The 14839-nt window shown below is 65.0% G+C and carries 17 protein-coding genes; 10 read left to right on the top strand and 7 right to left on the bottom strand.

Annotated features, from left to right (window positions below; all coding sequences use genetic code 11):
• The first annotated feature begins 88 nt into the window (after positions 1 to 88).
• The 3 genes from PVW46_RS24170 (at position 89) to PVW46_RS24160 (ending at position 3641) form a co-directional block, all read left to right on the top strand.
• The gene (locus tag PVW46_RS24170; protein WP_069208140.1) at positions 89 to 805 is read left to right on the top strand and encodes a c-type cytochrome; all 717 of its coding nucleotides are present in this window, start codon (positions 89 to 91) and stop codon (positions 803 to 805) included.
• A 436-nt stretch (positions 806 to 1241) separates the two neighbouring features.
• Positions 1242 to 2507: an NAD(P)/FAD-dependent oxidoreductase gene (locus PVW46_RS24165; RefSeq protein ID WP_069208168.1), complete on the top strand. Its 1266-nt coding sequence runs from the start codon at positions 1242 to 1244 to the stop codon at positions 2505 to 2507.
• Between the two features lie 216 nt (positions 2508 to 2723).
• Complete coding sequence (locus tag PVW46_RS24160; RefSeq protein WP_043144735.1) at positions 2724 to 3641, top strand: cation diffusion facilitator family transporter; 918 nt, start codon at positions 2724 to 2726, stop codon at positions 3639 to 3641.
• A gap of 3 nt (positions 3642 to 3644) precedes the next feature.
• Here the strand turns inward: PVW46_RS24160 and PVW46_RS28695 are convergent, their stop codons facing one another.
• On the bottom strand, positions 3645 to 3968 hold the full coding sequence (locus PVW46_RS28695) for a hypothetical protein (RefSeq protein ID WP_338020550.1): 324 nt from the start codon (positions 3966 to 3968) through the stop codon (positions 3645 to 3647).
• A 9-nt stretch (positions 3969 to 3977) separates the two neighbouring features.
• Entirely contained in the window at positions 3978 to 4844 is an 867-nt protein-coding gene (locus tag PVW46_RS24155) for an FAD-binding domain-containing protein (RefSeq protein ID WP_338020549.1), read from the bottom strand.
• A gap of 159 nt (positions 4845 to 5003) precedes the next feature.
• On the opposite strand from PVW46_RS24155, the gene PVW46_RS24150 reads away from it, so the two are divergent.
• The 3 genes from PVW46_RS24150 (at position 5004) to PVW46_RS24140 (ending at position 7502) form a co-directional block, all read left to right on the top strand.
• Positions 5004 to 5639 carry an ATP-dependent Clp protease proteolytic subunit gene (locus tag PVW46_RS24150; RefSeq protein WP_043144571.1) on the top strand — a complete coding sequence of 212 codons (636 nt, stop codon included), beginning with the start codon at positions 5004 to 5006 and terminating at the stop codon, positions 5637 to 5639.
• 166 nt (positions 5640 to 5805) lie between these two features.
• Positions 5806 to 7071: an ATP-dependent Clp protease ATP-binding subunit ClpX gene (clpX, locus tag PVW46_RS24145; RefSeq protein ID WP_043144570.1), complete on the top strand. Its 1266-nt coding sequence runs from the start codon at positions 5806 to 5808 to the stop codon at positions 7069 to 7071.
• A gap of 71 nt (positions 7072 to 7142) precedes the next feature.
• Positions 7143 to 7502: a RidA family protein gene (locus tag PVW46_RS24140; RefSeq protein WP_043144569.1), complete on the top strand. Its 360-nt coding sequence runs from the start codon at positions 7143 to 7145 to the stop codon at positions 7500 to 7502.
• A gap of 30 nt (positions 7503 to 7532) precedes the next feature.
• Here the strand turns inward: PVW46_RS24140 and PVW46_RS24135 are convergent, their stop codons facing one another.
• Positions 7533 to 9308, bottom strand: a complete 1776-nt coding sequence (locus PVW46_RS24135) for an FkbM family methyltransferase (RefSeq protein ID WP_069208141.1) — start codon at positions 9306 to 9308, stop codon at positions 7533 to 7535.
• A gap of 192 nt (positions 9309 to 9500) precedes the next feature.
• Here PVW46_RS24135 and PVW46_RS24130 point away from each other — a divergent pair, with 192 nt between their 5' ends.
• Genes PVW46_RS24130 through PVW46_RS24120 form a run of 3 tightly spaced genes read left to right on the top strand, consistent with a single transcriptional unit; the run spans position 9501 to position 10692 of the window.
• Complete coding sequence (locus tag PVW46_RS24130) at positions 9501 to 9884, top strand: NADH:ubiquinone oxidoreductase subunit NDUFA12 (protein ID WP_043144566.1); 384 nt, start codon at positions 9501 to 9503, stop codon at positions 9882 to 9884.
• Positions 9881 to 10333 carry an outer membrane lipid asymmetry maintenance protein MlaD gene (gene mlaD, locus PVW46_RS24125; RefSeq protein WP_069208142.1) on the top strand — a complete coding sequence of 151 codons (453 nt, stop codon included), beginning with the start codon at positions 9881 to 9883 and terminating at the stop codon, positions 10331 to 10333. Before PVW46_RS24130 ends, mlaD begins: the two co-directional genes overlap by 4 nt.
• The gene (locus tag PVW46_RS24120) at positions 10330 to 10692 is read left to right on the top strand and encodes a DUF2155 domain-containing protein (protein ID WP_043144564.1); all 363 of its coding nucleotides are present in this window, start codon (positions 10330 to 10332) and stop codon (positions 10690 to 10692) included. The genes mlaD and PVW46_RS24120 overlap by 4 nt, the downstream gene beginning before the upstream one ends.
• A 62-nt stretch (positions 10693 to 10754) precedes the next feature.
• On the opposite strand, the gene aat is transcribed toward PVW46_RS24120, so the two are convergent.
• The 4 genes from aat to PVW46_RS24100 form a co-directional block, all read right to left on the bottom strand.
• Complete coding sequence (gene aat / locus PVW46_RS24115) at positions 10755 to 11390, bottom strand: leucyl/phenylalanyl-tRNA--protein transferase (protein ID WP_069208169.1); 636 nt, start codon at positions 11388 to 11390, stop codon at positions 10755 to 10757.
• A 124-nt stretch (positions 11391 to 11514) separates the two neighbouring features.
• The gene (gene accC / locus PVW46_RS24110) at positions 11515 to 12864 is read right to left on the bottom strand and encodes an acetyl-CoA carboxylase biotin carboxylase subunit (RefSeq protein WP_043144563.1); all 1350 of its coding nucleotides are present in this window, start codon (positions 12862 to 12864) and stop codon (positions 11515 to 11517) included.
• 4 nt (positions 12865 to 12868) lie between these two features.
• Positions 12869 to 13363 (bottom strand): acetyl-CoA carboxylase biotin carboxyl carrier protein, encoded by a 495-nt coding sequence (accB, locus tag PVW46_RS24105; RefSeq protein ID WP_043144562.1) that lies wholly within the window; start codon positions 13361 to 13363, stop codon positions 12869 to 12871.
• Positions 13364 to 13523: 160 nt separating this feature from the next.
• Positions 13524 to 13910 carry a hypothetical protein gene (locus PVW46_RS24100; protein WP_069211716.1) on the bottom strand — a complete coding sequence of 129 codons (387 nt, stop codon included), beginning with the start codon at positions 13908 to 13910 and terminating at the stop codon, positions 13524 to 13526.
• 247 nt (positions 13911 to 14157) lie between these two features.
• Between PVW46_RS24100 and PVW46_RS24095 the strand changes: the two genes are divergently transcribed.
• Positions 14158 to 14712: a DUF2202 domain-containing protein gene (locus PVW46_RS24095; protein WP_083242526.1), complete on the top strand. Its 555-nt coding sequence runs from the start codon at positions 14158 to 14160 to the stop codon at positions 14710 to 14712.
• Positions 14713 to 14839 lie beyond the last annotated feature (127 nt).

The raw sequence follows: 14839 nt of genomic DNA, 5'->3' as shown, positions 1-14839 counted from the left end.
AAGATGGCCTTTGCCGGCCTGCGCAAGGACTCGGATGTCGAGGCGCTGATCGCCTATCTCTCGTCCTTCTCACAATAGGACGCATGACATGATGAAGAGGCTGATCATAACGGCCCTCGTCGCGCTGGCCCCCCTCGTGGGGCCAGCAACCGCAGAGGAGGAGGCCCAGCTCATCGGCGATGCCGTGCGCGGGGAAGACCTGTTTCGTCAATGCATCGGGTGCCACCAGATCGGCCCCGGCGCAGAGAACCGCATCGGCCCGCATCTCAACGGCATCTTCGGACGTCGGGCGGGCAGCCTCGAGGGGTTCGATTATTCCAAGTCGATGGAACGCGCCCACGGCGACGGTTTGACGTGGGAATACGAAACGCTCGATGCCTACATCCAGAACCCGCGCGTGCTGATTTCGGGCACGCGCATGTCCTACCGGGGCATGAGGGACGAACAGGACCGGCATGATGTCCTGGCCTACCTGCGCGCCTTTAGCGCGAACCCGCAGGACATCCCGGAATCCGCGCCGACTGCCGTGGCGCGCGAGGTCGAACTGCCGCCCGAGATCCTGGCGATCGTGGGCGATGTGGCCTATGGCGAATACCTGGCTTCGGAATGCCTGACCTGCCACAAGCGGGATGGCTCGGATGAGGGCATCCCCTCGATCGTGAAATGGCCGGAAGAAGATTTCGTCATCGCCATGCATGCGTACAAGCGCAAGTTGCGTCCGCATCCGGTTATGCAGATGATGGCCGGGCGACTCAGCGATGAGGAGATCGCGGCGCTGGCTGCCTACTTCGCAACCATAGAATGATCGCAGGTTGACCACGGGAGGGTCGGGTATTCCGCAATTGAGCGAAGGCATTCCACAGGCGAGAGTGGCGGTGCAGGACGGAACGTCCTGCCGCGGAGGTGCGCATTTCACCACCGCGCCCGTTGTTCAGGCCCGGGCCCGCATGGCCCCGTGCCAAGTGGATGGTGTTTCTCATGCGGATGTCCTTTGCTCTTCGTATTCTGATGCTGGGCGCGCTTCTGGCGCTGGCGGCGTTCTTCGGCCTCCTGCCGAGTTGATTCCGCCGGGCCAACGCGCCCCAAAGACCTTTCCTTTACCCGATGCGCCCCGCGCCGGCCTCACTGGCCGCGCGGGGTTCGTCGTTTGAGGGAGAGACCCGCGCGCGCACTTTCTGGGAGCAAAAAGGGGAGGGGCTGCGCGCCAATAAAAGAGATTGTCCAACAATGAGGAGACGGACATGACTTTGAACAGACGCACTTTTCTGGGAACTGCTGCGGCAGCGGCCTCGCTTTCGGCACCGATGGTGCAGGCGGCCGGTCACGGCATGCCGCGCGTCGTGGTGATCGGCGGCGGCGCCGGTGGTGCCACCGCCGCGCGTTATATCGCCAAGGACAGCCAGGGCGAAATCAACGTCACCCTGATCGAACCCACGCGCACCTATTACACCTGCTTCTTTTCCAACCTCTACATCGGCGGGTTCCGCGACCTGCAATCCATCGCCCATGACTACGGCACGCTGGCCGCGGACTACGGGATCAACGTGGTGCACGACTGGGCCGTGGGCGTCGACCGGGATGCAAAGACCGTGTCGCTGGCCGGTGGCGGCAGCGTGCCTTACGACCGGCTGGTGATCTCTCCCGGCATCGACTTCGTCGATGGGGCGGTGCCGGGCTGGGACCTGTCGGCGCAGACCGCCATGCCGCACGCCTACAAGGCGGGTACGCAGACCGCCCTCCTGAAGGCACAGATCGAATCCATGCCCGAGGGTGGCACCTATGTCATGGTCGCGCCGCCCAACCCCTACCGCTGCCCGCCGGGCCCCTATGAGCGGATCTCGATGGTGGCCCATGTGCTGAAAGAGCGGAACCCGACGGCCAAGATCCTCATCGCCGACCCCAAGGCCAAATTCTCGAAACAGGCACTGTTCGAGGAAGGCTGGCAAAAGCACTACGGCGGCATGATCGAACGCATCGGCCCGGATTTTGGCGGCGGCAACGTCTCGGTGAACCCGGACACGATGGAGGTCGACATCGACGGCGAAGTGGTCAAGGCGGATGTCTGCAACGTCATACCGGCGCAGAAGGCGGGCACGATCTGTGCCGCCGCCGGGCTGACCGAGGGCAACTGGGCGCCTGTGGACGGCCATTCGATGGTTTCCCGCATGGATGAGAACGTCTACATCCTTGGCGACGCCACCAACCAGGGTGACATGCCGAAATCCGGCTTCTCCGCCAATTCGCAGGCCAAAGTCGCGGCGATGGCGGTGCGTGGTGCGCTGACCGGCAGCCGCGTTTTCCCGGCCAAATACTCGAACACCTGCTGGTCTTTGATCTCGACGGACGACGGCATCAAGGTCGGCGCGGCCTACGAGGCGACCGACGAGAAGATCGCCAGCGTGTCCAGCTTTGTCAGCCAGACGGGTGAGGACGCGGCCATGCGCAAGGCGACCTATGAGGAAAGCATCGGCTGGTACGCCGGGATCACCTCGGACATGTTCGGTTGATCCTGTGAGGATATGACAGTTCGGATCGCCGCGCCTTGCGGCGCGGCGATCCGCCGGGGGCTTTGCCCCCGGACCCCCAGAGGTATTTGAAGCCCAAAGAAACACAGGGCGCGGGCCTGCTGGCGGGCGGTGCGCGACGTCCTGCCGCTGTGCTCGCCGGTCCCGGCGCGCGGCGCGCCGGTTGACCTTTCGCGGCAAAGCGCGCTTGTTCTGACCATGCCCCACGGACATCACCATCATCACCACCATGTCGATCCCGAGGCGGGCGATGCCCGCATGGCTGCGGCCGTCGGCGTGAACCTGTTGCTGACCCTGGCGCAGGTCGTCGGCGGTGTCCTGTCCGGCTCGCTGGCGATGATCGCCGATGCGCTGCACAATTTCTCGGACGCGGCCAGCCTGCTGATTGCGGCCCTGGCCCGGCGCATCGCGCGCCGGCCGGCGGATTCCGACATGACCTTCGGCTATGGCCGGGCCGAGGTCGTGGCGGCACTGATCAACCTCACGACGCTGATCGTGATCGGGATGTACCTGGTCTACGAGGCGGTCCTGCGGTTCTTCGACCCGCAGGAGGTGATCGGCTGGCTGGTCATCGTCATCGCGGCCGTGGCGCTGGTGATCGACCTTGCAACCGCCGCGCTGACCTACACGATGTCCAAGACCAGCGTGAACATCCGCGCCGCCTTTCTGCACAACATTGCCGATGCGATGGGATCATTGGCCGTGATCCTGGCCGGGGTGTTGATCTGGGCCTTTGGCTGGGTCTGGGTGGATCCGGCGATCACGCTGCTGATCGCGGGCTACATCCTCTGGATGGCCTGGAGCGAGATCGGCGGCGTCATCCGTATCCTGATGCTGGGCAGCCCGCCGCGACTGGCGCCGGAAAGCGTGCTGGCCACCGCCGAGGCGGTGGAGGGCGTCGCCGGATTGCACCATGCGCATCTGTGGCAGATGGATGAACACCAGACCGCCCTGCAGGCCCACATGGTGATCGAAACCGGCGCCTGGGGGCGGGCGGATACGATCAAGCAAACCGTGAAAGCCCGGCTGGAGGAGGCGCATGGCCTGACCCATGTCACGCTTGAGATGGAATGCGCCGCGCATGTCTGTTCCGGCGTGCAAAGGATCGGTCACTGAGCGTCAGGCGGGGAGGTTCAGGGCCGCCAGCAGTGAGGGGATGGACTTGCGGAACTTGAAGAAGCCCGCCCTGGCATGGGGCCAGGCCCGCGCATCGTAGGGCCGCAACAACTGCGCCACGTTGTCCAACTCCTGCAGGATCTCGGCCACCGGACCTGTCGGGGCATGGGCGGTGACGATCTGTTCGACGCCCAGCTCCCCGGCCATCGCGGCAATATCCCCTGCGGTCCGCGCGGGCCGGGTGGGGCCAAGCTGCGCCTGCCAGCGATCCGCCGTCTCCTGCACCAGATCGGCGCGGAACCGCGTGACCTGCGGCGCCGGATCCAACGGGCTGAGCTACGCGCCCGAGGTCAGCAGAGCCGTTCCTGCCGGGCGCAGGCCCTGGTCCAGCAGCCAGCCGGGCGACAGGTCATCCTCGTGCAGCACGAAGAGTGTCGGCAGGTCTGCCTCCATCCGCCCGCCTGCAGGCGGCGACAGAGGCGGCGGCGGGGGCGGGCCATCCAGTGGCGCGGCGGCCGTGTTCAATTCATCATGAGCGGGGGTGAATCGGCCTTCGGTGAAGCGGGCGATATTGTCGGGCTGTGCCACATAGGCCTTGCCGCGCGTCTGTAGCCCGGCCACCCATAGCCAGCTCAGCGTGTTCGAGGCGGGATCGCCGTCCAGAAGATGCCGCAGGAAGAAATCCGCACCCAGTTCCCAGGGCAATTGCAGGGTGAAAATCCAGATCGAGGCGAACCACATCCGGGCGTGGTTGTGCAGATAACCGGTCCGGCCCAGTTCCTGCGCCCAGGTGTCGAAACAGTCTAGGCCCGTTTCACCGGTACAGGCCGCCTGCCAGCGTTGCCGCAGGCCGCCTTCGCTTTGCACCCGGTCGATCTGGCGCAACAGTTGCGACCGGTAGCTCTGCCAGATGGAGGGGCGCAGTTCCAGCCACCCCTTCCAGTACGTCCGCCAGAACACTTCCTGGATGAATTTGTCCGCCGTTTCCTGGGAATGTCGCGCAAGGACCGCGTGCAGAACCTCTTCTTCCGTCAGGACGCGGTGCCGAAGGTAGGGCGAAAGCTGTGACACCGCGTGGTGCCGCCCCGGGCCGAGGTCGAAATTTCGTCGCGTGGCATAGCGCGCGCCGGCCTCGGGCACGAAGCGGTGCAGTGCCGCTAGCGCGGCGGCATGAGTGGGAGGGAAGGGGGGCGTGGCAGACATGATCCCACAGCTAGCAGGGGCGGACGGGATTCAAGGCCCGGCCGTGTGGCCGGACGCGTTTTCCCCGGCGCCCCTTGCAGCCCCCCAAGGGCGATACTAAGACTCAGGTAACCTTCACGCGTTACCACCGTCCAACAAAGCATCTTCAGGCAGGCACATATGAACGATCCGATCGAGACCTACATGAACCTCGTCCCCATGGTGGTCGAACAGACCAGCCGCGGGGAACGGGCCTATGACATCTTCTCGCGCCTGCTGAAGGAGCGGATCATCTTCGTGAACGGGCCGGTCCACGACGGCATGTCGTCGCTGATCGTGGCGCAGTTGCTGCACCTCGAGGCGGAAAACCCGTCCAAGGAAATCTCGATGTACATCAACAGCCCCGGCGGTGTCGTCACCTCGGGCCTGTCGATCTACGACACCATGCAGTACATCAAGCCCAAGGTCTCGACCCTGGTCATCGGACAGGCGGCTTCGATGGGCTCGCTGCTGCTGACCGCCGGCGCCAAGGACATGCGTTTCTCGCTGCCCAACAGCCGCATCATGGTCCACCAGCCCTCGGGCGGCTACCAGGGCCAGGCGACCGACATCATGATTCACGCCGAAGAAACGCTGAAGCTGAAACGGCGGCTGAACGAGATCTACGTGAAACACACCGGCCAGACCTACGAGGCGGTCGAAAGCGCGCTGGAGCGCGATAACTTCATGGATGCCGAGCGGGCCAAGGAGTGGGGGCTGATCGATGAGATCGTGACCTCGCGCGTGGTCGACGGCGAAAGCGGCGGCGACGCCTGATTAAGCGCCCCGGTCCGCAGGGCGGGCCGGGGCGAATTTTCGGATTGTCGCGCCCGACCACGTGGCCTAAGCTGTCCGAACACTGGCAGCAGGCGGCGTTGTGGGGGCGCAAGGGCCGGTCGCCGGCGAAGCAGGAAACCGGGATAAACCGGGAAAGGTGCGACTGATGGCAACGAATTCAGGCGGCGATAGCAAGAACACGCTCTATTGCAGCTTCTGCGGCAAGAGCCAGCATGAAGTCCGCAAGCTGATTGCAGGCCCCACCGTATTCATCTGCGATGAATGCGTCGAACTGTGCATGGACATCATCCGCGAGGAGACCAAGGGGGCCGGGCTGAAGTCCTCCGAGGGCGTGCCGACCCCGCGCGAGATCTGCGAGGTGCTGGACGATTACGTCATCGGCCAGGCCACCGCGAAACGCGTGCTCTCCGTCGCGGTTCACAACCACTACAAGCGTCTGAACCACGCTCAGAAATCCTCGGATATCGAGCTGGCTAAATCCAACATCCTGCTGATCGGTCCCACCGGCTGCGGCAAGACGTTGTTGGCGCAGACGCTTGCGCGTATCCTTGATGTACCTTTCACGATGGCCGATGCCACCACGCTGACCGAGGCCGGTTACGTGGGTGAGGATGTCGAGAACATCATTCTCAAGCTGTTGCAGGCGTCGGAATACAACGTCGAACGCGCGCAGCGCGGCATCGTCTACATCGACGAGGTCGACAAGATCACCCGCAAGTCGGAAAATCCCTCGATCACACGCGACGTGTCGGGCGAGGGCGTGCAGCAGGCGCTGCTGAAACTGATGGAAGGCACCGTCGCGTCCGTGCCGCCGCAGGGCGGGCGCAAGCATCCGCAGCAGGAATTCCTGCAGGTGGACACGACGAACATCCTCTTCATCTGCGGCGGCGCATTTGCCGGCCTCGACCGGATCATTGCGCAGCGCGGCAAAGGCTCGGCCATGGGCTTTGGCGCCGACGTGCGCGACAATGACGATCGCGGCGTGGGTGAGGTTTTCAAGGACCTCGAACCCGAGGACCTGCTGAAATTCGGCCTGATCCCGGAATTCGTCGGCCGTCTGCCCGTCATCGCCACGCTCGAGGATCTGGACGAGGATGCGCTTGTCACCATCCTGACCCAGCCCAAGAACGCCCTGGTCAAGCAGTACCAGCGCCTGTTCGAGATGGAGGACACCAAGCTCGACTTCACCGATGACGCGCTTTCGGCCATCGCCAAGAAGGCGATCGAGCGCAAGACCGGTGCGCGCGGGTTGCGCTCGATCCTCGAAGGGATCCTTTTGGACACCATGTTCGAACTGCCGGGCATGGAAGAGGTGACAGAGGTCGTCGTGAACGAGGAATCGGTGACCTCCGAGGCCAAGCCGCTGATGATCTACGCCGACCAGAAAAAAGAAGGCGCCTCCGCGGGCTGAACTCCGCGAGGCAAACCACAAGCGTAGGGCGGGGTTTTTCCCCGCCTTTCCTTTGTTCAGGGAACCAGACAATGACTATCACACGCATCTCCTCGGGCAGTCCTTTCGAGGAAAAGATCGGCTATAGCCGCGCCGTCGTCGCGGGCGGATTTGTCCATGTGGCCGGCACGGTGGGGCAGGGCGACACGGTCGAAGACCAGTGCCGCGCCGCACTTGCCACGATTTCGCAGGCGCTGGAAAAGGCGGGCAGCAGCCTCGCGGACGCGGTGCGTGTCACCTACTACCTGCCGGATCGGCACGAGTTCGAACCCTGCTGGCCAATCCTGCGCGAGGCCTTTGGGGACAACCCGCCCGCCGCCACGATGGTGGAATGCGCGCTGATCGACCCGAAGTACCGGATCGAGATCGAACTGACGACGCTTGCCCGTTAGGTCATTCAGGGCCGGGGAGGTGTTCCCGGCTCAGCCCGCCAGCCTCGCGTCATCCTCCATGAGGGTATAACCGCTGCCCAGTTCGGCCCGCATCTCGGCCTCGTCCGGCTGCTCCCAGCGAGGGCCGGGCGCGACAAAGCCGTTTGCGATGAGCGCGGCCTGCACGGCGGCGAAGTCCGGCTCTCCAACTGCCAGTCGCTTGCGTACCTCGCCCTCGGGCATCCAGGCCCGTCGCAGCGTCTCGATCCAGAGCGGCGCGCGGCCTGAAAAGCTTTCCAGGTGCGTAGAGATGTGTCGTGTCGCCCCTGACCGCCGCCGCAGGATCATCGCCACCTGCTGATCGGGCCGCGCCACGAAGGCCAGGAAATGCAAGGCCGAGCCTTCTGCCGCCACGATCTGTTTCGCCGCCTTGTACCGGGCCACCTGTTCGGCCAGGGAATGCGCCTGCGGGTGGAAGATCTCGTAGCCTTCTTCGGCCAGCCGTGCCTCAAGCCGCGCCTCCCCTAGGAGAGACCCGCGTCCGGCGCCCAGCCGCGACCGGCTGATATACAGCCTCGAAGGCCCCTCCGGCGCCACGTCCCGAGCAAAGCGCAGCGCCATCGTCTCGATGAACCGATCCGTGCCCCGGCTGATGTCGCCCAGGCCAAAGCCCTGTCCCGGCACGATCAGTTCGTCCGGCACACAAGGAACCCGCGCTTCGCGGATCGGCAGGCCACAGCCCATCAGGTCCAGGAACTCGCGATGAAACGCGGGCGGCGGATCGGTGACGCCCGGGTTTTTCGGGGCGAACAGGATACCGTCAAACCCCGACTGGTCGATATGTTCCAGCGCCCAGAGCCGGGTGACGCTCTCTGTCACGAAATGCGGAAAATAGCGCCACAGCACCCCGCCCCAAAGCCAGCGTCCCGGCAGGCGCTCTGCCTGAGCGGGCCGCGCAGGGGGCGGTGTCAGCAGGCGTGCGTTGCGCCAGGTCGCGGCATGCGGCACCACCTGTCCCGCGCCTGTCAGCACGCCGGACGGCTGGATATGCGACCGATGCGCCGGCGGCACCACCACAGGGTGTTTCAGCCGTGCGATCTGGCAGGACCAGCCGCCGGCGGGGCTGGGTGGTTCCATCCGTACGATATTGCGCGTGCAGGTCCAGACGAACCGGGTCGAGAGATTTTCGTCCTTCTGAAACCCCAGCGCGCGCAGCCGGTCCTTGCAGGTCTTGGCGCCGTCCTTGCCATAGACGCCGGGATGAAATTCGATCACCACCGCGCGGATTCCATGCAGCCGGGCGTGTTCCAGGAATTCCAGCTCGCCGCCCTCGATATCCATGATCAGAACGTCGGGGCGAAACTCGCGCAGTACCTCGTCCAGCGCGGCGGTCGGCACCTCGACGGGGCGCGTCTGCCGGTTGTCCGCGTCCACCAGGGACGAGCCCAGGAAGGAGTTGCGCAGGTAGAAGGTGCGGGTTTCCGGCCGGTCCGGACCACTCATCAGGACCTGGTTGCGCAACTCGATCCGGTCCTCAAGGCCATTCAGCGCGTGCAGCGCGCGGATGTGGGGCACAAGCGCCGGGTTTGCCTCAAAGCTCAGCACGGCAGCGGGCGCCGCATTCCGCGCGATCACGGCGCTCACCACGCCCAGTCCCGCCCCCAGTTCCAACACCCTGTCGCCGGGCCGCACCACCGCCAGGGCGCCTGCGACCTCGTCGCCTTCGTAGCGGCCCTCGGACATCCGGCGCACGCGGGTTTCCGTCAGAAAGGGCGAGGCGGGCACGTCCACCCCCCGGCATCGTGCCGCGACTGTCACCTTGTCCATTGCTGCTCGACCGTTGTTCATTGTGCTGGGGTGCCTCCAGACTGACGCGGCTTTGTGTTAACAATATGTTCACCATTCTCACCGGCCCAGCAAATTCGCCACAGGCGGTAAACGGCGCGCCTGCGTCATGGCGGGCACTGGACCCCGTGCCGTGAATTCGCCATAAGAGGCATCAGAATACAGGAGTCGTTCATGGGCATTCTCAACACCCTTCTGCGCGCCGTGACCTGGTGGAACGGCGCCACGCTCAACACCCTGATCTACACCAGCCGCAAGGGCGTGAAGGTCGGCGAGGATGAGCAGGGCAACAGCTTTTACCGGACCCGTGACGGCAAGAAGCGCTGGGTGATCTTCAATGGCGAAGCCGAGGCAAGCCGCGTCAGCCCCGATTGGCATGGCTGGCTGCACTACACCTTCGACGAACCGCCCACCGACAAGCCGCTGCCCCACAAGACCTGGGAAAAGCCGCACAGCGAGAACCTGACCGGCACCGCGCTGGCCTATGCGCCCGCGGGCAGCATCCGGCGCGAGGCCCCGGCAGAGCGTCGCGATTACGAGGCCTGGTCGCCCGAATGACCCATTCCGTGGCCGAAGTGGTCGTGGGCGGCGCCGTTCTGGCGGCGGCGCTGGCCTTTGGCGCCTACACCGTTCAAAGCACCGGTTTCGCCCTTGGCTCGCAGGGGTATGAGCTGAGCGCCTCCTTCCGTTCGGTCGAGGGCATCAGTGTCGGCACTGACGTACGCCTTGCGGGTGTCAAGGTCGGCACCGTCACGGGGATCGAGCTGAACCCAGAGAGTTATCGCGCCGACACGACCGTGGTGATCGACGACCATGTCCTGGTGCCCCATCTCAGCGTGATCGCGATCGCCTCGGAAGGGCTGCTGGGCGGCAACTTCGTCGAGATTTCGCCCGGCGGCGGACTGGACAACTACCAGCCGGGGGATGAGATCCTGGATACCCAGGGCTCTGTCAGCCTGCTGACCATGCTGATGCGTTACATCGGTGGGGAAGGCGATCAGCAATGATCGCCCGCGCGTTGGCCGTGATGCTTGCGCTCACTGCACCCGCCCTGGCGCAGGAGCAGACGGAGACAGGGACCGGCGCGGTGTTGCGCGGGCTGGACAAGCTGAATGCCAAGGTCAGCGACATTACCCTGCAGAACGGCGAGGCCACCGTCCTTGGCCTGATCGAAATCGCGCTAAAGGAATGTCGTTACCCGCAGGACGACCCCTCGGGTGATGCCTATGCCTTTCTGACCATCCGCGAGGCGGGCGTGGCAAAACCGCTCTTTTCGGGCTGGATGATCGCCTCGTCCCCGGCGCTGAACGCGATGGACCACGCGCGCTATGACGTCTGGGTCATGCGCTGCACCCTGCCTGAGTAATTCCGCGCATCCTCTGAGCCATCGCAGGACCATCTGGTGCGTGCGCCGGGATCGGGTCGGGGTCAGCCGGAGGACCGCAGGTGGGCCACCACCTCGGCGCCAGAGCCGGCCAGCGGCTGCGACCGGAGGTCGGCGGGCCGTTTCAGCGCCTCGGACAGTTGCATGCGATAGGCGTGCCGCGTGATCTCGATCCCGCCCAGGCTGGCCAGGTGTGGGGTCAGGAACTGGGTGTCGAACAGGACGAATCCCGCGCGCCGCAACAGGTCCACCAGCCAGGCCAGCGCGATCTTGGAGGCATCCGTGCGGCGCGAGAACATCGACTCGCCGCAATAGGCCGCGCCCACCGTCACGCCGTAGACCCCACCCACCAGCGCGCCTTCCATCCAGACTTCCAGCGAATGTGCGTGACCCTGCGCGAAAAGCGCGTGGTAGAGATCGCGGATCTCGGAGTTGATCCAGGTTTCTTCGCGGTCGGCACAGCCGTCGATCACACCGGAGAAATCGGCATTCAGCGTCACCTCGTAGTCGTCGCGCCGCAGGCGTTTCGCCAAGCTGCGCGAGACCCGGAACCCCTCCAGTGGCAGGACGCCACGCCGACGCGGATCGACCCAGAAGATATCCGGATCGTCGCGCCGTTCGGCCATCGGAAAGATGCCGGTGCGATAAGCCTGCAGGAGAAGTTCGGGGGTGACACTCATGACGGCGGGATAGTCGCCTGTCGTGACGTGGCCCGCCATGCGACCCGCCGTCCCGCAGTCCGTGTGCGGGGGGCGGTGTCGAGGGGGGAGGCCCCGGCGCAGGGCCGGGGCAGGGCGGCCCGGCTCATTCCAGCCCGCCGGCCTCCAGCCATTTTTCCAGCCAGTGAATGTTGTATTCGCCGGTGTGGATGTCCTTTTCGCGCAAGAGCGCATGGAACAGCGGCACGGTGGTGTCGATCCCGTCCACGATCAGCTCACCCAGGGCGCGGTTCAGACGCGCCAGCGCCTCGGGCCGATCGCGGCCATGCACGATCAGCTTGCCGATCAGGCTGTCGTAATAGGGCGGGATGCGATAGCCGTCATAGAGCGCGGAGTCCATCCGCACGCCAAGTCCGCCCGGCGCGTGGAAATGCGAGATCGTGCCCGGCGAGGGCCGGAATTCGGGCAGTTTCTCGGCGTTGATGCGGACCTCGATGGCATGGCCGTTGATCTGCAGGTCGTCCTGGGTAAAGGACAGCGGTTGACCGGCGGCGACAAGGATCTGTTCCCGCACCAGGTCGACACCGAAGATGCCCTCTGTCACCGGATGTTCCACCTGCAGGCGTGTGTTCATCTCGATGAAGTAGAACTCGCCATCCTCGTAGAGGAACTCGATCGTGCCGGCGCCGCGATACCCCATCTTGGCCACGGCATTGGCGCAGATCGCGCCGATGTGGGCCCGTTCCTCGGGGCTGATCGACGGGCCGGGGGCCTCTTCGAACACCTTCTGGTGACGGCGCTGCAGGGAACAGTCGCGTTCGCCCAGGTGAACGCCGCCGCCCTGGCCGTCGCCAAAGACCTGGATCTCGATGTGGCGCGGACGCTGCAGGTATTTCTCGATGTAGACCTCATCGTTGCCGAAGGCCGCCTTGGCCTCGGCCCGCGCGGTCTGGTAGGCACGCGCCATCTCGTCCTCGTCGCGGGCAACCTTCATGCCGCGCCCGCCACCGCCGGCGGTGGCCTTGACGATGACCGGATAGCCAAAGCTGGCGCCGATTTCCTTGGCTTCTTCGACGCTGGCAACGCCACCCTCGGAGCCGGGAACAACCGGGATGCCCAGGTCCTTGGCCGTCTCCTTGGCGGTGATCTTGTCACCCATCGTGCGGATATGCTCTGCCGAGGGGCCGATGAAGGTGATGTCGTGGTCTTCGACGATCTGCACGAAACGGGCGTTTTCCGACAGGAAGCCATAGCCCGGGTGGATCATCGTGGCGCCCGTCACCTCGCAGGCCGAGATGATGGCCGGGATCGAAAGATAACTGTCGGGCGAGGGCGCGGGGCCGATGCAGATTGTCTCGTCCGCCATGCGAACGTGCATGGCGTCGGCATCGGCGGTGGAATGCACAGCGACCGAGGGGATGCCCATTTCGCGGCAGGCCCGGATGACACGCAGCGCGATCTCGCCGCGGTTGGCGATCAGGATCTTGTGGGTCATGCGCTTACTCGAGGATGACCAGCGGGGCGCCGTATTCGACGGGCGCGCCGTCCTCGACGAGGATGCGCTTGACGGTGCCTGCGCGGGGGGCGGGAATGTGGTTCATGGTCTTCATCGCCTCGACGATCAGCAGCGTGTCGCCTTCCTTGACCGTCGTGCCGACCGAGATGAAGGAATCCGCGCCCGGTTCGGGCTGCATGTAAACGGTGCCGACCATAGGCGAGGTCACAGCGCCGGGATGGGCGGCGGGATCTTCGGGCATCACCTCTGCCGAGGCAGCGGGCGCCGCAGCGGCCGGTGCGGGGGCGGCGGCGACCGGGGCAGGGGCGGCAACGGGGGCCGGTGCGGCCACTGTCGTGGCTCGGCTGATGCGCACTTGCAGGCTGTCGTCGTCACCGTATTCGCGCATGACCTCCAGCTCTGTCAGGTCGTTATCCTGCAGGAGTTCCGCCAGGGCCTTGATAAAGGCCACATCCGCATCGGACTTGTTCTCGCTCATGCCATCCTCGCCATGTCCACCTGCCCGTTACCGATCACATCGGCGGGCTCAGCGCGCTTATAGGGTATGGCGCGGGCGGTGAAAAGCGATGCCGCGCAGGATTGCCGCGCGGTTTCGCCCTGCCACGCGGCATTGCCGGGCCGGCATGCCCGGAGGGGGATCAGTCGCGCTGTCCGTCAGCCGGACCGGCTGTGCGGGCGGCCTGCTCGTCGGAGCGTGATTCCCCCGGGTCCGCGCCGGTGTCCGCGGCACTTTCGGCGGCTTCGGCGACCGTGGTGGGCGGGGCCTGTTCCTCCAGCATGCGGCTGATGGCGATTTGCATGATCGAGGGCGGCGCGGTGTTGGCGTCGGGGTCAGGCTCACCGTTGACGGCACGCCAGAACTTGGCCGGTGCCTGTCCTTCGCGCAGACCGGCCTCCGGGTCGCGGGCGTCGGCAATGGGTTTTACCCGGGTCTCGCTCGCGGGATCGCGCGGGACATCGGGCAGCCCCTGCGGATGGCCCATGACCTGCGGCGCCGTCAGCAGAGGTGTTACAGTGACTTGCATTAGGCTGCTCCGTTTTCAGAGCGCCCCCACCACAAGAAGGGTAGCACCGCTGGTGTTTCCGCGCAGCGGGTTTGGTCGAATTGAGGAGAGAATCCGCTCATAGAAAGGCATTGGCGGGCAATTGCCGGGTTTCGGCGGTTTTCGGCGAATTTGCGCAAACGTGTGGGGATTTTAAACTTTTCAAAACACATTCCGACAACAATATGTGAAGTGGACGCGCAAGACCAGATACGTTGAGGCTACCAGCATGAAACAAGCACAGTGGAAATTCGGCGGGATTGAGGCTCGCTTTGGCGCGGACGGATCGCAAGGCGACCAGGACGGGGGTATGCAGGGCGGTGATGCCACCGTCGTGACCGAAGTCACCTATAGCGATGAGGTCCTGGCCGAACTGATCTACATGATCGAGGAGGAAAAGCTGGCGGGCGATGTCTACGAGGCCTTCTACGAGATGTACGGCCTGAAGATCTTTGACAATATCGCCACTTCCGAAGACCGGCATTTCGATGCCCTGATCGCCCAGGCCGAAGCATTGGGCCTCGACACGGATCAGTTCGTCTTCAACCAGCCGGGCGTCTTCGAGGACGCGGAACTGCAGGCGCTCTACGACGAGATGATCGCCACGGGGTCCCTGTCCGTGACCGACGCGCTGGAGGTGGGCGCCGCTATCGAAACCAAGGACATGGTCGATATCGCCGCCGCCATCGAAGCGGCCGAAGGAACGGCCCTGGCCGATGTCTACGAGAACCTGCTGGCCGGCTCGGCCAACCACCTCGAGGCCTTCGAGGCGCTGCTGGCCTGACCCGCCTTGGCAAAGGAAAAAGCCGCCGGGATGTCCCGGCGGCTTCTGGTCTCGGGACGCCCCGCGACCGGGGCGTGCGCGATCACTTGTTCATTCTGTTTTCGATGAGGTCGTCGACGACGGAAGG

This window comes from Mameliella sp. AT18, assembly GCF_028807275.1.
In the GTDB taxonomy this organism is placed as follows: Bacteria; Pseudomonadota; Alphaproteobacteria; order Rhodobacterales; family Rhodobacteraceae; genus Antarctobacter; species Antarctobacter albus.
The sequence above is the reverse complement of the archived record's forward strand: the minus strand, read 5'-3'. Positions and strand labels throughout refer to the sequence as shown.